The sequence below is a fragment of the Ohtaekwangia koreensis genome, assembly GCF_900167975.1.
Lineage (GTDB): Bacteria > Bacteroidota > Bacteroidia > Cytophagales > Cyclobacteriaceae > Ohtaekwangia > Ohtaekwangia koreensis.
On sequence record NZ_FUZU01000004.1, the window covers coordinates 287,730 to 312,234 of the forward strand.

The 24,505-nt window shown below is 42.8% G+C and carries 16 protein-coding genes; 3 read left to right on the forward strand and 13 right to left on the reverse strand.

Annotation, left to right across the window (positions count from 1 at the left end; genetic code table 11):
* The first annotated feature begins 267 nt into the window (after positions 1–267).
* The gene (locus tag B5Y40_RS24610) at positions 268–1,062 is read left to right on the forward strand and encodes a hypothetical protein (protein ID WP_079689523.1); all 795 of its coding nucleotides are present in this window, start codon (positions 268–270) and stop codon (positions 1,060–1,062) included.
* A gap of 94 nt (positions 1,063–1,156) precedes the next feature.
* The gene (locus B5Y40_RS24615) at positions 1,157–1,543 is read left to right on the forward strand and encodes a sensory rhodopsin transducer (RefSeq protein ID WP_079689524.1); all 387 of its coding nucleotides are present in this window, start codon (positions 1,157–1,159) and stop codon (positions 1,541–1,543) included.
* Here the strand turns inward: B5Y40_RS24615 and B5Y40_RS24620 are convergent.
* The 11 genes from B5Y40_RS24620 to B5Y40_RS24670 all read right to left on the reverse strand — a co-directional run bounded on the left by B5Y40_RS24620 (position 1,533) and on the right by B5Y40_RS24670 (position 18,643).
* Positions 1,533–2,501, reverse strand: coding sequence for a TIGR03885 family FMN-dependent LLM class oxidoreductase (locus tag B5Y40_RS24620; protein WP_079689525.1), 969 nt, complete (start codon positions 2,499–2,501; stop codon positions 1,533–1,535). The genes B5Y40_RS24615 and B5Y40_RS24620 overlap by 11 nt on opposite strands.
* A gap of 15 nt (positions 2,502–2,516) precedes the next feature.
* Complete coding sequence (locus B5Y40_RS24625; RefSeq protein WP_079689526.1) at positions 2,517–4,118, reverse strand: alpha-amylase family protein; 1,602 nt, start codon at positions 4,116–4,118, stop codon at positions 2,517–2,519.
* Between the two features lie 93 nt (positions 4,119–4,211).
* A complete protein-coding gene (locus tag B5Y40_RS24630; RefSeq protein ID WP_079689527.1) occupies positions 4,212–4,457 on the reverse strand; it encodes a hypothetical protein in 246 nt (81 codons plus the stop codon).
* A 182-nt stretch (positions 4,458–4,639) separates the two neighbouring features.
* Positions 4,640–5,770, reverse strand: coding sequence for an efflux RND transporter periplasmic adaptor subunit (locus B5Y40_RS24635; protein ID WP_079689528.1), 1,131 nt, complete (start codon positions 5,768–5,770; stop codon positions 4,640–4,642).
* A complete protein-coding gene (locus tag B5Y40_RS24640) occupies positions 5,757–8,996 on the reverse strand; it encodes an efflux RND transporter permease subunit (protein WP_079689529.1) in 3,240 nt (1,079 codons plus the stop codon). The genes B5Y40_RS24635 and B5Y40_RS24640 overlap by 14 nt, the downstream gene beginning before the upstream one ends.
* The gene (locus B5Y40_RS24645; RefSeq protein ID WP_079689530.1) at positions 8,993–10,579 is read right to left on the reverse strand and encodes a TolC family protein; all 1,587 of its coding nucleotides are present in this window, start codon (positions 10,577–10,579) and stop codon (positions 8,993–8,995) included. The genes B5Y40_RS24640 and B5Y40_RS24645 overlap by 4 nt, the downstream gene beginning before the upstream one ends.
* Before the next feature lie 242 nt (positions 10,580–10,821).
* A complete protein-coding gene (locus B5Y40_RS24650; protein WP_079689531.1) occupies positions 10,822–11,715 on the reverse strand; it encodes a helix-turn-helix domain-containing protein in 894 nt (297 codons plus the stop codon).
* 162 nt (positions 11,716–11,877) lie between these two features.
* The gene (locus B5Y40_RS24655) at positions 11,878–13,077 is read right to left on the reverse strand and encodes a PepSY-associated TM helix domain-containing protein (protein WP_079689532.1); all 1,200 of its coding nucleotides are present in this window, start codon (positions 13,075–13,077) and stop codon (positions 11,878–11,880) included.
* 10 nt (positions 13,078–13,087) lie between these two features.
* A complete protein-coding gene (locus tag B5Y40_RS24660) occupies positions 13,088–15,538 on the reverse strand; it encodes a TonB-dependent receptor (RefSeq protein WP_079689533.1) in 2,451 nt (816 codons plus the stop codon).
* 254 nt (positions 15,539–15,792) lie between these two features.
* Entirely contained in the window at positions 15,793–17,982 is a 2,190-nt protein-coding gene (locus tag B5Y40_RS24665; RefSeq protein WP_143785933.1) for a patatin-like phospholipase family protein, read from the reverse strand.
* Positions 17,983–18,136: 154 nt separating this feature from the next.
* Complete coding sequence (locus B5Y40_RS24670; RefSeq protein WP_079689535.1) at positions 18,137–18,643, reverse strand: hypothetical protein; 507 nt, start codon at positions 18,641–18,643, stop codon at positions 18,137–18,139.
* A 732-nt stretch (positions 18,644–19,375) separates the two neighbouring features.
* On the opposite strand from B5Y40_RS24670, the gene B5Y40_RS24675 reads away from it, so the two are divergent.
* Positions 19,376–20,242 carry an AraC family transcriptional regulator gene (locus B5Y40_RS24675; protein WP_079689536.1) on the forward strand — a complete coding sequence of 289 codons (867 nt, stop codon included), beginning with the start codon at positions 19,376–19,378 and terminating at the stop codon, positions 20,240–20,242.
* A gap of 130 nt (positions 20,243–20,372) precedes the next feature.
* Here B5Y40_RS24675 and B5Y40_RS24680 read toward each other — a convergent pair whose 3' ends face one another.
* Together B5Y40_RS24680 and B5Y40_RS24685 are read right to left on the reverse strand one after the other, a co-directional pair.
* Entirely contained in the window at positions 20,373–22,073 is a 1,701-nt protein-coding gene (locus tag B5Y40_RS24680) for a DUF885 family protein (RefSeq protein WP_079690002.1), read from the reverse strand.
* Between the two features lie 77 nt (positions 22,074–22,150).
* Positions 22,151–24,505 carry a glycoside hydrolase family 127 protein gene (locus tag B5Y40_RS24685; RefSeq protein WP_079689537.1) on the reverse strand — a complete coding sequence of 785 codons (2,355 nt, stop codon included), beginning with the start codon at positions 24,503–24,505 and terminating at the stop codon, positions 22,151–22,153.

Sequence of the window (24,505 nt, forward strand, 5' to 3'; positions counted from 1 at the left end):
ATTCGTAAGTCCGGATGTGTGCGGTTACCCGCGACTACTGTGATGGAGTGTTGTAGTCTTCAGAAGGAGATGTATACTTCCGGCCACCCCTCACTTGCCTTCGGTATAGATCTTTCTCTGAGAGACCGTTGATTGATCGATCGGTGTTCTAGAAAACCTAAGTAAAGGTGCTCAATCACAAAGAGTAGCTAAATCAAAACTGTTCGTCTTATTACAGAATGTTTTCGGATCTTTTCAAAAATTATTCAGACCTAAATTTTCATAGTCATGGAAGTAAAAGTTGAGCACATTGAAAAATTACTTCATGCACTATCTGTGCGCACGAGGCAACCGTTGGATTTTCACGGCTTCGATAAAATGAGTGAACTGGTAGAGGGAAAAACAAATGCTAACGTGAGCAAGCGTTATTTGTACGAAACGCTTTTCAGAAAAATCTCACAGGGCAAAAACCGAAAGGGTGAAAAAATAAAAGTGCAACCCTATAAACTCGATAAGATTTCCGAATACCTGGGTCACGAGAACTTCCAGGCTTTTATACATGCCGTGGATAACCCTATACATCCTGTACTGAAAGGAAGTATAGGTACATATCATTCATACTTGCGTAGAAACAGTGCAGATGGTGTGATCTTTTGTTCACCCGTAAAAATTATTGAAGCTGATCAGAAAATACAATTTCAGTTAAAAGGACCTCTTCAAGTATATACAGGAGGTGTTGAATTCAGAAATGGCTGCTTATTTATACTGATGCAGACAGACAATGGCAAGCAGTTTCATCATGTATATCAGGTTGGGCAACGCGAAAAGCCAGATGTACTGCAGGGGATTTTCTCAGGCGTATCAACAGCGTTTGAACCGATTGGCGGGCGTGTTATTTTAGTTCGTACAACAGAGAAATTTGAGTCTCTTAAAAATCACCAGGTTGAAATCAGTCAGTTGAAAAAATCAAAAAACCTGCAGGAAAGAAGGATCGCTGAATACTTTCAAGACTATCTCAAAAACAATGTAAGCATCCGGAAAGCCGGCACCTTCGGTATAGCAGACCTGGGTGAATGTAAATGAAAGTAATGCAGTGGTCGTAAAATATAGTGCCCCTCCTGAATTCTAGTCCGCTTTGCTGGCACTGTTTTTAAACCTCTATAGGAAAGAAATTATTATGAAAGCTATAGGACAAAAAATATGGGCGATTGCGGAGGGATATATACCTTCATATAGTACAGGTCCGGAACCAGCCATGACCAGCCACGAAACAGCCTGTATCCTGAATACAAGTGACGAAATAGCGCATGTTACGTTCACACTATATTTTAGTGATCAGGATCCGATTGGTCCTTATCTCATTGATGTTCCCGCAAGGCGTACCAAACATGTTCGGTTCAATGACCTTAAAGATCCTCAACCCGTTCCGCTTGCCACAGACTACGCGTGCCTGATTGAGTCTGATGTACCCATCGTTGTGCAACATACACGACTCGACAGTCGCCAGGCAGAAAATGCTTTGCTTAGCACCATGGCATTTCCTGCATCAGGATCTATACTATAGATTTCAACGCAGGTAAAACTTTTTCACCAAAATCTTTTATGAATACCTCCTGGCTGCGATTCACATTGTGTAATAACAGATTTGTGAATCCAGCCTCTATATATTCAGCCAGCCAGTCCACATGCTGCTGAAGGGAAGAACTTACCAGCACTTTGCCTTCGAGTTCGTGCAGATCAACACATTTACCAGCTGCATCAAATTGTGCAGGCGTTCGAAGTTCTGTCATCAAATCATTTTCAAAAATATTATTGCGCCACTGCAGCAACGCTTCACCACGCGCTTCTTCTTCAGTACGATCATACGAAAGCTGCACCTTTATATAGATCGGTTTGCACTCACCCCCACCTTGTATAAATTTATCGCGCATGCGCTTTAAATCATCTACCGGTCGGGATGTTGTGATTAGTCCGTCAGCCCAGTTTGCTATCCACTCGGCTGTTTGCTCAGTAACTGCTGCTCCGAGGAGCATTGGTTTCTTTGCGGGCAACGTATATAGACGTGCATCTTCCGTGACCACCAGCCCTTGCGTTGTAACAGTCTCACCAGCCCAAAGTCTTTCCAGAATGGTAGCACATTCAAGAAGTCGCATATTGCGCTCAGCTTTAGAAGGCCACCGCGTTCCGGTAATATGTTCATTCAGATTTTGTCCACTGCCGATAGCGATCCAGAAACGCTCCGGGTACATTTCAGCAAGTGTTGCACACGCTTGTGCTATAATGGCGGGATGATACCGCTGACCAGGAGCATTCACAATTCCGAAATCAATGTTGCGGGTGGCCTGCAAAGCTGCGCCTAACCAAGACCATGCAAAGCCGCTTTGTCCCTGCTGATCACTCCAGGGAAAAAAATGATCGGACGAGAGCACGGATTGAAACCCTGCGTCCTCTGCCTGAATTACCCACCGCAGCAACTCGCTGGGAAGAAATTGTTCGTGAGAAGCATGATATCCGATTCGCATACATTTATACTATATCTATACTGTCTTTAACCAAGCATATCCATACCGGCCAAGCAAAAGTTTGCTGCCGTTTATAACTCCATTGCCGAAGCAAGAAGTTAACCCGCCCAATCCATCGGGTAACTCGCATGTAACAGGAGTTTCGCTCACATTGTGAAACGTAAGAAACCTGGTGTTATACTCTTCATACATAAAAGCAATCACTGCATCATGTTCAGAGTCAAGCATCACAAATTTACTCATGCTAGTAACGTTCAGTTCCTTCCTGCACTGTATCATCTGCCTCATCCAGTTCAGCATGGAGTTGTTCTCTTCAAGTTGGCGGGCTACATTTACGTTTTCAAATCCAAAATCACCTCCGCTGATTACGGGAGTAACCAATGCATGCGTCTTTGCCGTTGAAAATCCACCATTCTCCTCGGACGACCATTGCATCACTGTTCGGACACTTTCTCTTCCCTTCAAATGTAAATTTTCTCCCATCCCGATTTCATCGCCATAGCGGATGAGTGATGTACCCGGCAAACTAAACATCAGACTATACATGATCTCAATCTTCTGACGGTCGTTATTCAACATTGGTGCCAATCGCCTACGTATACCACGTCCGTAGATTCGCATTCTTTCTTCTGGTGCGAATACATTGAAAACTTCCTCGCGCTCTTGTGGTTTTAATTTACCAAGATTCAATTCATCGTGCTTGCGTAAAAAATTCACATAGTTACATGACGATGGTATAGGTATAGCAGCAAGTTGCTGAATTGCTTTTTTAAATGGTATAACTGTGTGCGTTGCCAGTGCATGGAATACATATTGGTTGGATATAAAATCAAAAAGTAAATGCATCCGGTCGCCTTTGCCGAAATACCGGGAAAGCTTTTCTATATCATCATTCGCTTCTGCCAGCAACACTGCAGAGGGGTTCGATTCTTCAACCCATCGCCTCATGTCATTCATAATCGCTTCGTTGTCGGTTGGCTGTGCTTGATGCGGAAGATCTACCTGGATGAGTATATGTACTGCATCAACGCGAAAACCTGCTATACCTTGTTCAAGCCAGAATTTCATGATGCGCCTGATCTCTTCCTTTACTTTCGCATTGTGAACATTCAAGTCTGGCTGCTCTTTATAGAAGCGATGTAAATAATATTGCCCTGCCTGTTCATTCCATGACCACGTTTGGTCTTCTTCTCCAGGAAAGATTGTTTCATGTTTTCCTTCGGGAATATGATCGGACCATATATAGTATTCGCGGTAGGGTGACTGACGATCGCGGCATGCTTCCTGGAACCACGGATGTTGCTCTGATGTATGATTTACCACAAGGTCTATCAAGACATATATACCATTTTGCTTCGCTTCCTTCACGAACTCCTGAAAGTCATGAAATGTACCTAACCTGCTATCCACGGAAGTAAAATCTGAAACATCATAACCATTGTCACGATTGGGAGATGGGTAAAACGGAAGCAGCCAGAGACAATCTATACCCAGTTGTTTCAAGTATGGTAATTTCTGTGTGAGGCCTCGGAAGTCACCTATACCATCACCATCAGAATCAAAAAAAGTTTCAACATCAAGCGAATATATTGTAACGGATTTATACCATAAGTCCACGGTTGTACATAAAAATTAAAATGAATCGATAATATATAGTAAGATTGAGTATAGTACCCTATACTTGTAGTATTGCTCTATGCTTTATGATCTTTATGCCTCTTCTACAATGAGCGATAACACAATGTGACTATCGTCTATCTTCTCATCAATTACGATTGGCTCGGAGACAATTTTTGCGATCGCAGTTTTATCCGCGAACGTGATTTTTACAGAGCTTCCTTTTTCAATGCGCTTTTGCTCATCGTTGGATACAGTAACACGCACTTGTATAGAATTCCCTTCTTTCAAATCACGGAAGGATATTTCATCGGTAATCGGAACATCAATGGTCTGCATAACTAAAAATCGTTACGTTAAAAAAAGCATTTTTTACATTTTTACCCGGTACTGCACCGTGTTCATTACTAAGTAAAAAATCATACCGTTGATATTCTGCGGCATGTATATAAAAAAAGCACCTGTGGTCTGCAGACCACAGGTGCTTTTATGAATTGATTTATACGTATTTCTTTTACCTGCTACACTTTACTTTTTGTACTAACGGTTGTGCCATCTTTAATTTCCTCAGAACCTGTAGCAACAATTTTATCGCCTGGAGTTAAATCACCAAAGATTTCCGTTTTCCCATCGGAAGTGCGTCCAATTTTTACAGCGATACGCTCTGTCTTTGCATCTTTCACGCGGATCACAAAAATACCTTCAGCTGAATTAAGCACCGCAGCTTTGGGAACAATGAATGTGCTATCGCGTGCCGGCAATGGTATCGTTACATCAGCTACCATGCCTGGCAATAATTTCTTGTCATCATTCTGAACGTCCATCTCTACGCGCTCTGCACGCAGCCTTGTATCAAGTGCCCGGGCTTGTCTTTTTACCGTTGCCTTGAAAGTACTTTGGGGCAATGCCTTTACCTGGAAACTTACTTCATCATTCTGTTGCAGATAGGATATATAGGCTTCAGGCACAGATACTACCAGTCGCAAATGTTTTTGTTCCTGCAGTGTAAATAGCGGACGCTCGGATCCCCTTCCGGAAGGACCTACATATGCACCGGGATTCACATTGCGTGCTGTGATCACACCATTGAACGGTGCGCGAATTTCCAGGTAATCGAGGTTGTTTGAAATTTCACGATAGCCGGCTTTCGCTGCCTGTAACTGATCATAGTCGGAATTCATACGTGCTTGTGCCTGATCGAGATCGTTCGGGGATATAGTCCCCGGAGTCTTACTCGTTTCAAGTAAACGCTCATAGCTTGCTTTGCTTGCTTTATATACTGACTCTTGTGATTTCCAACGCGACTCCGCTCCTGCTAACCGCGATGTAATTTCGGGTGCATCCAGTGATACAAGCAGCTGGCCTTCTTTTACTTCAGAGCCTACATCTACGTGTAACTTTTTGACGAAGCTCGTTTCGTGCGCATATAAGTCTACTTGCTGAAACGAGAACAACTCTCCTGGTATTTCTATTTCGGTGGATAGCATGCCTTTCTCCAATAAGAATGTCTCCACAACAGGAATAACAGGTGCTGCCGTTTTTTTTGTGGAAGCATTCCCTTCCGAATGGCTGCATCGACTGAATATACTCATCAGTATGGCAACGCTCAGTGCAGTTTGTAAAAGTTTTATAGGGTGGTTATTTCGTTTCATACGCTGACGGTATATAGTGTTTACTTTCTTTATCTTCCGGATCAAGTGATACTGATTGTATAGAGGTCTTTTCCTGTAACCATGCAAATACAAGAGGTAATATAAGCAATGCTGCAAAGGTAGAGGCGATCAATCCACCAATCACGGCACGTGCCAGCGGCGCAACCTGGTCTCCGCCCTCACCATGGCCGATGGCCATCGGAAGCATCCCCACAATCATCGCTATACTGGTCATGACTATAGGACGCAATCTCAGGGCTGCTGCTTCTTTTGCAGAATCCCAGGCTATACCATTTATTTTACGAAGCTGCTCGGCATTGGTAATGAGCAACACTGCGTTGGCGATGGATACACCTACTGACATAATTATACCCATATAGGATTGCAGGTTAAGTGTGGAGCCTGTCATCAGCAACACGAGCAATGCTCCTAAAATTACTGCGGGTACTGTTGTGAGTACTACGAGTGAAACTTTAAACGACTGGAAGTTTGCGGCCAGCATCAGGAAGATCACAATGATGGCGACCAGCAAACCAGATTGAAGGCTGTCCAATGTTTCGGTTAACACCTGACTGAGGCCAATCGTCTCAATGCTGAGTCCGCGTGGTAATTCACCTATAGATGCAATTGCTTCTTGCACATCGGTCGTAGCAGTACCAAGATCTTTATCGTTAATGTTTGCAGTGACGGACAAGATAGGCATAGCTCCCAAATTGTCGTTCTCACCATATATAGTATCGGTTTCCACAGTAGCGACATCGGCAAGTATAGGCCTCGTTGTATTTCGCAATACCGGAATCTGGCCAATGTCATCGATGGAATTCATTTTATTTTCCGGCACCTGTACTTGCACGCTATAGCTCAAGCCGGCTTTCTCATCCAGCCATACGTTCTTCTCGGTATAGCGTGACGATGAAGTGGAGGCAATCAATGAGCGGGATATATCTGTCATATCAACACCCAGCTGTGCAGCACGGATCCGGTCGATCGTTATATTCAGAGCGGGATAACTTATAGACTGCGCAATCTGTACATCGCGCAAGTATGGAATCGCTTTCAGTTTCTCTACAATCTTCCGCGCATATAGTTCGTTTTGAGCTTTGTTACGACTCCCTACACGTACTTCTATCGGTGTGGGCGATCCCTGACTTAGGATCTTATCAGTAAGTTCAATCGGTTCGAACGACAAACGTATCTCGGGCATTTGTTTTTTCATCTCCTCACGGAATCTTTCCTTCAATTCGTCCATAGTACCTTCAAAGTCATCTGTCAAGCTTACCTGCCATACGGTTTCATGCGGACCGTTGGTAAACAGATATATAGGGCTGATCGAAAATAATGCAGGGTGCTGTCCTACATATGCAGAGCTTACAGCGATCTTCTCCTTCCCTACTAATGATTCCAGTATACGGGTTGCCTTGTTCAGTTTTTCTTCTGTACGTTCAATACGTGTTCCGTCCGGAGCGCGAAGGCGCACCTGGAACTGACCTGAATTAACTTTTGGCAATACATCGCGTCCTATATTCATCAGCAACAATACGGCTGCTCCTATTACTGTAACAGCGTATATAATGACAATGAGTTTACGATATGGAAATACGCGCTCCAAAAATGATATGAAGCGATTTCTAAACCGGTCGAAACGCGATACTTTGCCACCGCTATCATGCGCGGCATGTTCGAGTAAATGTATCTTCTGTTGTCCTGCATCGAGCGAAGGATCGAACTTTACACCAGGATGATCTTTCGTATGATCCTTCATCAGCCAGTTCGCCATCACCGGTACAAATGTCTGCGAGAGTAAATATGAAGTAATCATGGAGAACCCGATTGCCAGGGCGAGTGGAAGGAATAAAGATCCTGGTATACCCTTCATCGAGAGCGCAGGGGCAAACACTGCGAGTATACAAAACAGGATGAGCAATTTCGGGAAAGCAATTTCTTTACAGGCGTCCCATATAGCAAGTGCTTTCGGTTTACCCATTGCCATGTGCTGGTGAATATTCTCGATCGTTACTGTAGACTCATCTACCAATATACCAATCGCCAGCGATAGCCCGCTCAACGTCATGATGTTGATGGTTTGTCCGAAGAGTTCCAGGAAGAGTACACCGGATATAATAGAAGTAGGAATGGTGAGTATAACGATTAATGCACCACGCAAGTCACCCAGGAACAATACAACCATTAATCCCGTAAGAATTGCTCCGATGATCCCTTCGCTCATCAAACTTTTAACAGCATTGATTACATACGTTGATTGATCGAACTCATAGGAGAGTGTTACATCTTCCGGAAGCTGCGCCTGGAATTTGGGAATATTCTTTTTGAGATTCTGTACTACTTCCCATGTAGAGGCATCCGCAGACTTTGCTATATTTAAATATACCGATCGCTTGCCATTCACCTGCGCATAGCCCACCGTGATATCGGCACCGTCTTCTACGGTGGCAACATCGCCCAGGTATAAATTCTCCACGCCTCCTTTGAATAAAGGTATCTTTTCAAAATCCTTTATAGTCTTGATGATGGTGTTGGAAGGTGTCAGGTAATTATAGTCTCCTATACGTACGTTACCGGAAGGTGTAGTTTGGTTATTCAACCGAAGTGCTTCTACCAACTGATCGGGCGTAAGGTTGTGTGAACGCATTAATTCCGGATCAGCTTTGATAACGATGGTACGAATGTTACCTCCAAAGGGTGGTGGTGCTACCAATCCTGGAATAGAAGTAAACGATGCGCGCACATATACATTGGCGAGATCGAGCAATTCATTGTTGGATCGTATGGGGCTGCTTAACACCAACTGTCCCACAGGAAGTGTTGACGCATCAAACCGAATGATGAACGGAGGCTGCGATCCCGGTGGAAATATAGCTTGAATCCGGTTGGCAAAAGCACTCAGCTCGGCAGCTGCCTGCGCCATGTTTGTGCCCGGATAAAATGTAATCTTCATCAGGGTTAAGCCCTGTATATTTCGGGTCTCTATAGTCTTTACACCATTTACAAAGAGCATGATGTTGATATACTGCTTGCCGAAAAATGCTTCCATCTGTGAAGGAGTATATCCTCCGAACGGATGCGACAGGTATATTACCGGCAGGTTCATAGCAGGAAATATATCTACCTTGATGGTACGCACAGCATTTATTCCGAAGAATAACATACCGGCTACCAATACTAAAATGGTAATGGGTTTACGAAGGGCGGATCGTATTAAATTCATTGCGCTTGAGCCTGGTTACTGAATAAATTAAAATCTCCGGAAGCAGCAGCTTTAAGTAAAAGTGCTTGCCATACGTTGAGAAATGCAACGCTCCTGTCAATCTCTGCACGATTCAACGCGTAGATCGCTTGCTGTAAATCAACAAGCGTAGTAAGGCCGTTCTTATATAATACACTCTTTTGTATATAGGCATCGGAAGCAGCCTGATATTGGAGTGGAACTTCGCGTATACTGAGTAAGCTATTTTCGATACGCTGATCTGCGAGGATTAATTCGCTTTGCAATTGTACCGATACCTGGTCATATTCATTTCTATAGGCTTCGCTGATAAATTGCTGCGACCTGGCCTGCTGTCTTACTTTTAACGGACTTACTAAATTCCACGACAAGCTTACACCGGCTACGTAATTATAACGCGATGGATTTATACCATCGGAATAACTTTTAGAAAAGCGATCGGGGAATTCAGGTGTATAGTTATAGTCAAAACCTGAAGCGCGCGCCTGGTATACACCGAAGAGTGTTAAGCCTGGCATAATGCTTCGTTTCACAAGCCTGGTATTTTTCTCAGCCTGGTTGATGCGCGCCTGGTAAAATTTTACCTGCGGATTTTGCGCCATTGTAACATCTGTAGTAAATATAGTCGGTGTTCGTGTAAAGAATGTAGTATCAAGTATAGACTCCACCTGATTCATCGCGAGAAGTTGTGCGAACTGACTACGCACTTGTTGTTCGTTGTTGCGCAAGTCGATTAACGAAAGCTTCGCGCGCGATACTTCTGCATTTGCCAGTGCCGAGTCTACACCGGGATTCAACCCCGAGAGTGCGCGGGCGCGTACTGTCCTCTGTACAATTTCAGCTCGCGTAAGATTAGACTGTGCTGTGCGAATCAACTGCTGTGCTACCAACAAGTTGAGATAGGCTCCTGATATTTTTATACGATGTATAAATTCTTCCTGTGCAAGATCTGCAGAGTCGCGTGATACTTGTGCTTTCGCTGCGTCTATGCGCGACCTTACACGACCGAATGTAAATACCTCCCAGTTGGTGCTCACTATATAGAGTGCACCGAACGCCGCGTTCCAACTTTCTTTCTCATATACAGGACCAGCCGATGCAACACCCAATACACCTACTGCACCCAGCGGACCAAATTGTCCGTTTATAGTTCCATAGTTTTGTTGAACAGCCGCGATAACGTTCGGCAGGTATTCATTGCGCGCATTCCTGGTGAGTGCTTCCGATGATTGAAGATAATTTTGCTTCGCCTGAATTCGTTGGAAATTTTTGACCCCGATCTGAAGAGCTTCATCCAGCGATAAAGATGGCCGGGTTTCCTGGGCACGAATGTCCGTCAGTAAAAAACAGGTTAGTATAAAAATCCATGTCGAACGGCAAAACGTACGAAAGGTTGGTGGTGCAGCCATCGCTGCTTGCATTTCAGTTTGCATTTTCTTACGTAAATCAGAAAGTATATTTAAAAATGGCGTATACCCATACTGTTGTAGCAATCGATTTCTATAGGTATAGCTTGTGTGATGGGAAGTGCTAAAGCGTTTATCCTTATGATTTGTCTTCACCATTCGTTGTTCTTCCTAAAGAAAGTCAGATTGAAATCCGATGCGTGAAAGCGGATTGCTGTAACCGAAATTATATACGGTATGCAAGGCCGCCTTGCTTTTTTACAGCATCGGTTATTCGTAGTTAATTCAAGGAGGATTTAGGTGACAGGTCTTTGTGGAGTCCTGCTATAGGGAACAAAGGTATAAGTATGTCGTTTTCTCAAGCTTATACATTTCAAACTAAAAATTATAAAATTCAAACATTACTTCCGGAGCGATCGTGGTGTAAAGCTCGTCTGTTTTTTAAAGAAATTATTAAAGTAAGCGGGATATTCAAACCCCAGACAGTAAGCAATCTCGGAAACACTCCAATCCGTATGCACCAATAACGCTCTCGCTTCTTTAACAATTCGGCTAGTGATATGTTCGGTGGTAGTCTTACCGGTTACTTCGCGCACTGCGCGGTTCAAGTGATTGGGATGTATTGATAAATGTGTCGCATAATCATTGGCTGTGCGCAGCTTCAACGAATGTTCGAGCGAATCTACCGGGAACTGTCGTTCGAGTAACTCTATAAAAAGTGATGTGATCCGCGAAGACGCACTGGCATGGTGATGTATATCTGACGGACGGAATTTTAACGCTTCATGAATGATGAGGTTAACATAATTCCGCAGCAGATCATATTTGTAAATATACTCTGAATCACGCTCAGAAAGCATTTTTTCAAAGATCATGCTGAGATGATTCTCCTGCTTCTTATTAATAAAGAATACAGGATTGCCTCCAATTTGAAACAACGGAGACTCGAGGATACTTGCGTTACCGTGTGCATGAATAAAATCCGCAGTGAACAAACAAAAGTATCCTGACTGATCATCCGAGGTTGCTTCCCACGCATACGGAACCTGCGGGTTAAAAAATACCAACGCATTCTTGTTGATCTCTATAGTCTTATCGGCATAGTATAAATTGCCACGACCAATAATCAGCGATATTTTATAATAGTCTCTTCTATTATACGGTGCATACTTCGCGCACGACTCACGCAGATTTACATTAAAATTACCCAATGCCTGACGTGGAATTGTTGGCTGCACGGGATACGTGCCGGGGTATCGCTTGTAAAAATCCTCTAAAGTTTCGCTCTTCAGCATTTTGCAAAACTATAAAATTCAAATAGATAATTTCAAGTTTTTGGGAGGGAGAAAAAAGCCGGACAGGGGGTGATACCTGCTGAAGTCTAAAAATTAACACTCGTCAGTTGGTGAAGAATGGAAATAAAAGATAGAAGTAAGGATATTAAACCGGTTGAAAGGCTATGTGAGTTGGTTAGACCGAGCGCGTACGCGTGGCCGCGGTTGTAAAGATTTTTGTTTTTTAACCGGCATGGCATTCTTCTTTTTACGGCCCAACCATAAAATGACACCGGTAACTGGCAATGAAGCGCATACCAGGCTCACAACGACCGCGAGCAGCTGCGTTGGCCAACCGTATAGTTTCCCGGTATGTATACCATAATTTGTGTTTCGCCACTTCATGCCCACTGATTTACTTTCGTGTGGGACAATCTGTGTGACTTTTCCATCGGCACCATTATAGTATATATAGTCAGTGTCAGTCCAGGCCGAAGGACCTTCGTACTGTACAAAGGCTCCTGCCCTGCTGTTTTTACTGGTCGGAAAATTAAACGACATCCGCTCGAACTCCTGATAGCGGTTTAAGGCATCTCTCCAGGCTAGTGTAACGCCACGTTCGGAAGCTGTATAGGTTGTATCACGTTGCGTTAAAAATTTCGCGTCCTTCTTGGAAGATCCTAACATACTATATATACCATTCTCCCACCAGTCAAACGACCAGACCAATCCGGTAGAAGCAATGATCATAGCGATCAGAAAAATATAGAAACCGAAGACGCTGTGCAGATCATAATTTACTCTTCTCCAGCGTGCTCTCAATTTTACCGTGAGGCGTTGTTTCAAACCAGCCATGCGTTGTGGCCACCAAAGCACAATACCACTGATCAGGATCACCAGAAATATCAACGTTGATGATCCTACAATCATGTTCCCTATATCTCTGCGTAGCAACAGGTTTTGATGAATTCGTCTTACTACATAAAAGAACTCGGTCTCTTTGTCAACAACACCCAATACCGCCCCGGTATAGGGGTTGACGAAAACCTGGTAAAAATACTTGATCTCATCTTTATCCCACATGCTCGTGCTCTTGGCATTTCTTTCAAACGCAGAGAAACAATATGCGCGATCAGCGGCATCATCAATAAAGACAACGCTTATATTCTTGTCGCTTCCTATACTTGCCTGTGCTGCCTTTTTAAGTTCGTTAATATCCACCAGCTGTTCGCCAGGTTTGACATATACTATATTTTGGTGAAAGACTCTGAACAGTTCTTCTTCAAAAACAAAGATGCAGCCCGTAATGCTCACGATGAATACAACGAGCCCACTGATTATACCAAGCCATCGATGAAGAAAAAGAAGAACTGCTTTAACCATAAAATTGAGATTAAAAGGTATAGCCTAATGTCACGAGAAAATTTCTGGGTTTACCGGGGAATATGCGCAGGTAATCATACCCTCCTACCCAATGCGTTTTATCGAAGATGTTATTGAAGTTGAACTGAACACGCACTTTGTTAACCGTATAGTAAAGCGCAGCATCAACCAGTACATAACTCGGAGCCGTTTGATTTGCATTGATACTCAGAATACGCTTGTCTACAAAGTTTGACCCCAAACCAAATCCAAGGCCCGCCAACTGACCATGCGGAATTGAATAGCGCGTCCATATACTGGCGGTGTTAGCCGGTGCATTAGGCTTCTGACGATCGATCTCTTCAGCAACAGGACTTTCTGTAATAACAGCTTTGTTATGAGAGTATGTGGTAAGTATACTCCAATGCGGTAGTATATGGCCGACTATATCAAATTCAATTCCCTGTGATTTTTCTTCACCTACCTGGCGCAACAGGTCAGGATTATTTGCGTCGCTCGCATTATATAATGTATTCTTCTGGATAATTCTATATACTCCTACCGTTACAGCAAGTTGTTTATTGAACCATTCACTTTTCGCTCCCGCTTCAATCATGTTACTCATCAGCGGATCGAAAGGCCCTCCTGCGTTTGGGTTGGAGATAGAAGATGCTGTTTGTGGATTGTAGCCTTCTACATACGTGCCGTATAAATTGATTTGCGGAAGTAATTCATATACCAGTCCTACACGCGGAAGGAACGCTTCCTGTCTTACTTTCTTCTCTGTAGGCTTCAGGTAATTTTCCTTGTCCACGTATTTTTCATACCGGAATCCTAACAGCGCCTGGAATTTCCCAAGCTTGATGAGATCCTGTGCATATATACCATGAAGTTCATAGAACGTAGGATCAAAAGAACGTGGTGTAAAGAAATATTTACTTACATCTTTCAATAACTGCGAACCAATAGGATCTGCCAGGTTAAAATGTGCAGCATTGGGAACCGGATTACCATTGGCGTCCAGCAAGTAATTCGATTTCTTCTTCGGGTTATAGGTTGCTATAAATCCGGTATTGGCGGCATTCCTATATCCACTTGCAGTAAGCTGTGAACCTCCTGCCGGAACTTGGTCCTGGGAATAATCATATCCTACTAACAGCTTGTGCTCCAGTGCACCCGTTGTAGCAGCATAGTTAAAGAACATGGAGACATTATCAATATACCTTCTACGCTTGCGCTGGAAAACCTGCATCGCTACTTTGTCTTCGATCAAAGCACTATCGCCATCTACAGCATAACCATTCGCACTTCTGTGCTCCAGCAAGTCTTCATTATACCCGGTCTTTAAATAGGCCAGTGTAACCGAAAGCTTCTCGGTGAAGTAGTGATTCAAAGAAGCTGAAATGTTATAGGTATTCTCATTGAGATAATCGTTCGCAGAACTGAGTGAACGCGTTATCGGAGTAGAGTATAAATCATTGTTATTCGCTGCCTGTCCGCGATCAAGTCTGCTATTGGACTGGTTGTATATGATATCAAAGTTCAGACGTGTCTTGTCGGTAGGGAGAAATGATACAGAAGGAGCTATCACGAGATTCTTGTCGAACTGAAGGTCGCGGAATGAGTTTGCATCCTCATAGCCAATGTTCAATCGGTATAGCAACGTTCGGTCTGCATTCATCGGCCCTGTAAAATCTGCCAACGCTCTGAATGTATTAAAACTTCCGAATGAAAAATCAAGCGACTTACGATTAAAGTCCAATGGCTTTTTCGTAACACGATTCAACACGCCTCCCGGTGAAGCATTCCCAAACAATGCTGATGAAGGTCCCTTCATCACTTCAACACGCTCGAGGTAATTCGCCAATGGCTGCTTCCAAAAACCTGTAGACGTACGAAGGCCATTGATAAGTTGTGTGTTGCTTTGGCCGTTGATTCTGAATCCACGAATTGTGATGTCGTCATAAAATGTAAATTGATTTACACCACTCATATTTTTAACAACTTCACCAACGCGCATCTGCCCCTGGTCGCTGATCAACTCCTTCGTTACGAATGATACAGATTGCGGAAGGTCCTTGGAATTCAATTCCGTTTTTGAACCAATGAAGGAAGATGTATTCTTATACGACCGTTCTTTACGGCCAATGATTTCGACTTGCTGCAAAACATTTTTACTTTCTGTTAAAGGGAATTCAACAGTCGTTACCTGCCCTTCGGTTACAGTTGCATTTACGTTTATAGATTCAAAGCCAACCATCGTACAAGTCAACTGATATTGACCGGGCTTTAAGGTGATCTCAAAATTTCCGGAAGCATCAGACGATGTTCCCATTCCACTGTCTTCAACAAGTATAGTTGCACCCGGCAGCACCTCGCCGTTTGCGTCTTTTACTGTGCCTTGTACCTTTCCGGACTGTGCGTATACTGTGTGTGCAAGAAATAATGTTGGTATAATTAAAATAGAGTATAAATACTTCATAAGCGACTGCCTTTATGTATAGAATTGCTAAACAGCCGCAAATATTAATTTGCTATAGAATGAAAACAAGGTTTATTCGCTACGCACGTGAAGAATACCTTCACGAAGTGATAGCCCTATACCCTCTACAGGTTAGATGACCATTCATATTGTGTAGTATATGTAAGTGAAAGAGGGACGTGCAGTAAAGATTTATGAATACAGAAGCCTTACACGATGATCATCATTATGACACGGTGCACGAAGACTTGCCGTTACTGTCCGCTAAACTCCTGTCGCAAGCGCTTGTTCATGCGCTGAAGATTATAGTCAGAAATAACCCAATTCATTGGATAATGTACACTATCACGCAGGGTACCGTTGTTCGCATATTTCTTATATAGATTAATATCCGGATCGATCACCATGTTTTCCTTTTCACGAAAGTAATTTATCAATCGCTGATCATTCACAGTGGTCTGAGAGCTATAGGTATTCAACACCGTTAACAACGGAGCTGCCAGGTCATTCACCAACGGGTGAATTGTTTTGAAAGGAATAGTATCCAACGGTGTATTTGTAACGTGCACGAGGTGAAATTTCAGTTTGTTATAGAGTGCTTTATTCACAGTATCCTGTTCCATGATTCGCTGCAACTCTTGCAGCATTTCATGTACTACACCGGAACCTGAATTATCAAAATAACCACCGTCTACAAAATAATATTTATGAATACTACCGGCGGGAGAAATATAGGGGAAGCGAGCACTAAGTATAGTAGCAGTACTCAACCGGATATCTCCATCACCATCTTTACCGGTGGAATCAATTTCCGTTAACACATCCATGCGCTTGCTAAAGTTCTGCAATTGTATGGAGCTTACAACAGCGGGAGTACCGCCCTGTACCTCCGTGGTGTTCAGGAATAAGATCGGAAGCTTACCGGATGTATCGATCACTTCACTAACCGGTTTACGAAACGCACTGTCCAATGGTTCATCGGATGCCTGCTCGAATACTTTCTCTAAAGCTGCAGCGCGGTCTGTAAATGGAATCGGAATAGCGTGTCGCAGCAAGTCCGATCCAAAATAATGCGCGATGCAATACGTTAAGAAATCGGTGCGCAAAAATTGTTGTGCCCGACCAGTAAGTTTTAAAGTATTATCCTGTTGCTTGCTTCTCAACAACGCATAAAACGTAACATTACCTACACTCCCACCGGACGTACCGGATAAACACAAAAGATGATTCGAAAATACCTGAACAGAATCCCTGCCGGGAAGGTCTTCCCAGGCCGATAGTACAGACGCTACCCAGTAACCCGACCGTGATGCGCCTCCATCCGACAGGATAATATATACCGGAAACTCGGATGACTGTGCTATATCTTCCTGCCGGTGCGTTACCCAGCGATTAAAATATGTTTTCAGATCAGGTCGGTTGCTATATATATTTTTGGATTCAGTTTTTATCAAGCGTACCCTATACAGATCGGCAAAGTCAAACCAGCCAATAACAATTACCCAAAGGACAATCAGAAAATGAAAATTAAAATTTCTGCGCACCGATTGATATCCCACCATGTTTGCCAATCCTACTAATATTCCAAACGCCAGCAACGCAAACGCGAGTGGCCCTACTGTATCGGCAACACCTATGAAAAGAATTCCGCTTACGAATACCAGGCCACCAATCAAGGATATAGTATTGAATACGTTAAAGTATAGCTGTTCAACAGGCCACGAAGATTTAGGCACTTTCAACACTTCGCGGCCGAAGAGCCGTATATAGTCACATTCCTGGTCTCCGATGCGATCGTTACTTTCCTTTTCGTTGATATAGCGTCTGCGCAAAATAAAGAACCATACCATCAGGATCTGGAGTATAAATAATCCAAGCGCTATAATGGGAAGATAAAATTGATGACGGAGATAGGAGTCTACATATCGATGTGACCAGCACAGCCAAAACATCAATGCTACGTTGCCTGCGAGGATCAATATGAGTATCCATTTGGTAACAGGATATGTATAGCCTTCCGTCCACAGGTGACTTAACAGGAAATATAGTGTGGTATGTAACACTATAAATATAAGTATATACTCCGCAGACAAGTTTAACATGGTGGGCAGCGTAAGGATTCCCAACTGCACGGTTACCAAGGCATTATATCCCAATAAGCGAGGTACATGCCTGTAAAATGCGGCTGGTATAGTAGCACCGTTATTAACCTTCATGTAGCTGACCAACTTGGAGCTATACCAAATAAAAAATGACCACACGAGTACACTGACAGTTGAAAATACAAAAGCGCCAGGGCTCTCCCCGATCCGAATAATCAAGTCTTGACCTTGCGGAAGCTTCATTAACAAAAAATAGCCCGCTATAACAGAAATTAATCCCGGGGCATAGAGCCATATAGCTTTGGGAAGGTATGTTAAAAAGACACGCAACTGTGAGTACATGAGGGCTTCAGTAAGGGTTAACTTTGAGTTATGCAACTCCGCTTCGCATAGCAGGATCGTACGCGAAAGTAATCGTTTAAAGAAAAAATAAAATCACATAAACAGATGGTGCGTGCATAAAAAAGAAAATCAAATGATGTAACGCACAATAAGCTTACTCATTCGATTTTCCAAAATAATATTGATGTGTCATGAATGCGAGTGGTAAGCCAATGGCCACGACCAAAATGCCAATATTTATAGCAGCGTGAAAAGGTTTGAATGGCATGAGCGGAATTTTTGAAAAGGGAACAACGATCAGGTTCATGATGATCCAAACAAAAATGCCGTATAGCATTCCGGCTGCAACTTTGCTCTTCTGCAAAAAAGGAAGTCGAGGATAGAGTATAAAGAAAAGTATAGTCCAGCCAAAAGCAATGACATAGTGAAACGCTAATCCGATCAGCGACATCACCAATCCTCCGGCATAAGCAGTCTCCTTACCAAAGGCAGCACTAGCTATATATTTCAAGATCAGGTCGGGGCTCTTGCCACCGGAAACAATTGAGAAATATATGATGGCAGAGACGATGTCGAGTGTTCCAACCAGTAGCCATAGCGTTATAACGGTGCGCAATGCACTTTTTCCAGTCGCGTTTTCTGAAGATAAATTTTGTATCATGTTATTGAAGTTGATCGAGGAGAACGTGTTGTTAAAAACTCATGAATGACAAACGCGAGTGCCTTCTTCCTTACCGGATTTCTCCCACAACACTTTAACCGGAAGCACTTATCTGGTAAAACCCACCAGCGTTTACTACACAACTAATTTAAGTGGATTTATTCTTTTCCGAATACATGTAGATGAAAAATTTATAATGATAACAGATTTTTGCGGATGCAAGGTTCTTTTACCGGATAACGAGGTGGTGTTCCGAGGTTCAAAATGCTATAGGAGATACCGTGTTTAAACTCATACTACATTGCAGATAAAGTGCTGTATAATCAAAGTATATTCCACGATCTGCATAATACGACAAGTACTTTGCTGGAATCTTGTCTCCTATTAACAACAGTGATTCTGCGTTCTTGAAATTAGAACAGTCGTAAAAATTTATAATCTACGGTGCACATTTTTTTCTGGTATATATATATCCTTGCGCTATACTTACGCATTCCAAGAAGCTGCTGATTCTTTACAAAGTGCCCGAACCGAGTCGTCCATACCACTTTAAGAATCTGTTAAATATTACCTTATCAGCATTAAAAAGGTGGTTTTTGATAACCCGCGTCAGGGGAGGAAAACTTTATTTTTGAGCGAATTTTAACTCAAGCCAATACTATTTTACCCTTTCTATTGCTATTTGTTAAATAATTGTGAATATTTTGTACTGATTGAATTTTACCCACCCCTATGAAAATTCTACCGTTCAAAATTCCGAAGACTTCACAAGAGTCATTCCGGTTGCAGGAAGATCGTGAGCATCATTTTTACGATTACCTTCATCAGCATCCGGAAGTACAGCTTACCTTGATCCTCAGCAGTGAAGGGAAAGTTATAGCCGGTGATTACATCGGTACCTTCAAGCCGGGTGATATATTTCTGATCGGAGCTAATCTCCCACATGTATTTCGTAACGATTCGCGATACTATGAACAAGGCGATGATTCAACCGCTCACTCCTATACGGTGTTTTTTGAATGGCAATCATTTGGAGAAAAATTTTTATCGTTACCCGAATTAAAAAAGCTGCAGGAGTTCACAAAAGTTTCAGATCGTGGACTATATATTAAAGACCCGGTTCGTAATCGCATCTCGCAATTAATGAAGCAGATGTTTCGTACTAGTGAAATGGATCGCCTGATCGTATTATTAAAAATCCTTAACATTCTTTCGCACGCAGAAAGTATAGATCCTCTTGCTTCATCGGGTATATATAATGACTTTGATGAGATCGATGGCAAAAAGCTAGCGGATGTCTATCGCTTTACCATGAATGAATATCATCGTAAAATTCATCTTGATGAAGTAGCCGATGTGGCGAACATGACTACGAATTCATTTTGCAGGTATTTCAAGAAACGTACGCGTAAGTCCTATATAGATTTCCTTACAGAGATCAGGATCGGGCAAGCCCGTAAACTTCTCCAACTCAACGACCTTAGCATTTCACAAATCTGTTTTGAAGTAGGCTTCAACAACCTCTCTAATTTCAATCGCAAATTCCGTGAGCTATGCGAAATCACACCTACGGAATTTAGAAGATCACAAATGCAGTGAAAGCCGAAAGCTTAAAGCTTTGGCTGAACACGCATGTGGTTAATTATAGTTTGATATATATAGTATACTTTTAATCACTGCGTAATATTTTTCACTTTTTAAAGTTGGTCTTTTAAGCTTTCAACTTGAGTTATTGAGCAAACTTCCAGGTGGCTTTGTGATCTTCTTTCAATGGCTGGTTCGTTAATATAGCACGTACCAAGTCTACAGGTATATTTCCTTCATGCAGAATGCGGTCGTGAAAATCCTTCTCTGTCATTTTGCCGGAGTCGACCAATTCTTTTCTCAGTCCGTAAAATTGAAGCCCGCCTACCATATAGGCAATTTGATATAGCGGTCCATATCCACCCGTAAATGATCGCCTTACTTCCGCGGCTGCATTTGCATATTCATGTCCAACACGTTCTACCAGAAAATCTATACACTGTTGTGGCGTCATTTTACCAAGATGATAGTTCAGCGAAAAGATGATTCGAGCACACCGGTGCATACGCCAGAACAACATGCCAATACGGTCTTCCGGAGTTTTAGGAAAATCTTTATCCCATAAATTAAACTCCCAGTATAGTGCCCAGCCTTCGATCCAGAACGGTGTATCAAAAACGTTTCGGTAAGGTTTATACCTTTCGTTCATAAACTGCTGCAAGTGATGGCCGGGGATTAACTCATGTTGCACGGTTGCGCGTGAGAAGTGCGGATTGTTACCGCGCATGCTCATCATTTTTTCCCGATGCTCCATCGTATTCGTAGGATAGGAAATAATAATCTCTTCGCCTCCCAAAAAAAATGGATTTATCTTTTGTGCCTGAGGAGACATCATGCGCATACGCCATGTCTCTTTTGCCAGCGCGGGTACTGTTATTAAATTATGCTGCTCTACAAAACGAATCGCTTCTTCTGCCAATGAATCAATTAAGGCCGGTTGTTGCCCTGCGGGAACATACATGTTCTTTACTTTCTCCATGGCGGCTTTCCAGTTATTGCCAAAGCCCATCGCTTGAGACGCTTTCAACATTTCGGCATCACACCATGCAAACTGCTTCTGTGCTATAGCAATTATTTCTTCCGGACTATACGAGATGAATTCAGTCTGCAAACTCTTGATCAGTGCTTCACGACCTATAGGGCGCCCGATTATACCGCTGCCATCATCTTTTACAGATGTATTTACATAATGTTTTCTCAAAAAATCTTCATATAGCTTCAGCGACACAGAGAGTGTATCGTACGGTTTTTCTACCCACCAGGTAAAGAGCGGTTCATATCCTTTATAGAACTCGCAGGATTCCTTTAAGTTCTCCCGCAGAGAACGTACAATGTCCGAAGCCTTGTCTGCCTTTTGCCAGCTGGAAAATGGTATAGCCTTGCTGATCTTTTCCCGCGATCCTTTTATCGCTCCAAGCATTTCATCAAAAGTTTTTGCCAGTGCTATTGCATTGACGGGAGCACCTCTTCGTCTCTCTCGTATAAAGGTATATATCGGAGCTGCAAACTCAGTTACATAAGCAACTTCTTCAAAATCCTTTTGCTTGATCTTTAAAAAGTATAATTCCTTGTCTAGCTGATTTTTCAACAGTATATAATCTACCTTGCCTTGTTGTGAAAGCTTGTCGAAGGCGACTTGCTTTAACGCACCTGACCAGTCCGCATAAAATTTCGAAAACCGTTCATAGTATTCTGCCGACTCCTGAATGGTATACTTCCGCATCAGCGCGTACTTATCAGCTTCGAACTGGCTGATCATTTCATACAATTCATTCGCATGTGCGGTTTGAAACGTCAAAGACGAAACGAAGACTACGAAGAAAAAAACTCTTTTAAGGATAGGCATGTATAGTTCAATAATACGTTTAAAAGTAAGAAAGCTTAACATACAAGAAGTTAAGCTTTCCCTATATATATAAATCTTTATTCTTTTACAAGCCGTACTCCATATACGGGGCCTGCTTCATTATTGGGTTTTGCCTGAAACGTAACCGTTACTGTATTTTTACCCTTTGTAAGTTTGGATGGAATGGGATAACTGATGTCGTAAAATTTACTGTCTTTATATTTATTCAGATCATCACTTCCAACCTTCTCACCCTCTACCAGGATATCAAAATTTCTGCCCCGGTTGTCCATTCCCCAATAGGTAGCAATTATACTGTGCGAAGCTTCCGGATTTACTTTCATGGTAAAGACAAGTTTACCGCCATCGCGTGCTACGCGGAATTTACGTGTGTGCGATTCACCTGCTTCCGTTTTCTCTCCCGAAAAATTGTGATCACGCTCAGGTTGCATCTCTCCTAACCGTATATAGTCTGTTGTACGCTGCTCGAGTGCATATTCTTCTTTCTTCTTTTCTTCATATACCTTCTGTTGCTCTTTCCAGGTTTGTGGAGTGAATACATCCCAATATACATTGTAGTGCTCATCATCCAGCGCATAGAATGGTTGAAGCGTTACGTCCGTTGGGAAGCCTGCCTGGTATGTTTTGAAAGTTAGCGGATCTCGCTCATCCTGTTTGAGCCACTGCTTTATATCGCTCCCAGCCGTTACCAGCACAGGTATACCTTTCATGGGATCAGGTTCTGTTGTTCCTAAATTTCCTGCGAGCAATATGGGTCCATAAAAGAACGCCTTACGCGAGACATTATCAGGCATCGCCATCGCATGTAATGTAGCAGGAAGCATAACTTCAATCACATCACCCTTCTTCCATTTTCTACTCACTACCCAGTATCCTTCTTTGTCAGGTGCTATATTTTTAACAAACTCTCCGTTTACTTTTATCACAGCATCGGACTGCAACCAATACGGTTTACGAATGTGAATCGGGATAACCTGAGGCTTCGCTGTGTTTATCGTAAATTTTACTGCGGGATCTACCGGAAGGTTCGCATTCAACGTAAGTTGAAATTCCTTATCGCGCCAATTCAACTGCGAAGGTATAAATAGATTTATATAGAGACTTCCATCCTTCCCTTTGAAATAGATACTCTCACCATACTTTACATGATTCTCTATACCAGAACCAACGCAGCATGTAAACGTATTGAATTGATCACTGAACTCTTTCCGCGTACCCATACGCAACGGTACAAAGTAACACATCATTCCATCGTTATGGTTTTGAGATGCCAGGATATGATTATAGAGTGCCCGCTCATAGAAATCCATATAGTGTGCTGATGGCTGCAACGCAAACAAGTGCCGGGTAAGTTTCAGCATGTTATAGGTATTGCACGTCTCCATGGTATTATCGGTGAGCTTGTCATTCAAGACATCGCGCTTGCTCAGGTATTCGTAATTACTGTTGCCTCCGGGTGCGAACGTATGGTGCTGAACAACGGTGTTCCAGAAAAAATCACCAATAGCAAAATCATGCTTGTCACCGGTAACTTCGTACCGTCTCACCGTACCAATCGCCTTTGGTATCTGCGTGTTTGAATGTTTACCGGGTAGTACATCTATACCTACAGCAAGTGAATCGAGTATACGTTTGTCGTGAAATTTATACGAGAGGTCGAGGTATTTTTTGTTTTGTGTGAATGTATAGGTGTTTACCAAGACTTCATTCATGCCACCGTATTCGCACAATAACATTTTTTGAAGTTGTTCGTCATTCAGATTCTTGAGAATCGTTTCCGTCCAGTCTGCTATACCTTGTTCAACCTTTAAAGCCTTATCGTTGTTACAGTATAAATATGCATCAAGCAATCCGGCCATAACTTTGTGCACGGTATACCATGGCGACCAGGCACCATTTAAATCGAATCCACGTGACCGTATATTTCCCTGTGACACTTCCAGAAATACAGTGTCCTCCTTGGGTATAGCACCCACGTATCCAGTCTTGCGCGCTTGCTGGCATTCGGCCAGTTCATCTACAATATAGTTTACACGCTTCAGATACTCCGGATCTCTCGACACCGCGTACTGCATGGCACATGCCGATAAGTAATGACCGAGTGTATGTCCTGCCAAACCCGAATCTTCCCAACCAGCGTACTTCGCTCCTTTTGGTTTCAAGCCGGAGTGCGTTCTGAATTGTGATAGCAAACGATCAGGTTCTATTACCAATAAGTATTTAAGATCAGCTTCCATCGCTTTCTTGAAAGGGCTTTCCAGCAAGACAACATCGTTCAAATGGAAAGTATATGCTTTTATATCTACGACTGGCTTTATCTTCACACGATCGTTACTCAGCTCCGGTACGTACGATTGCGCAATAGCAAGCTGAGCGAAGACAATCAAGAGCAGGGTTATTCGGGTTCTCAT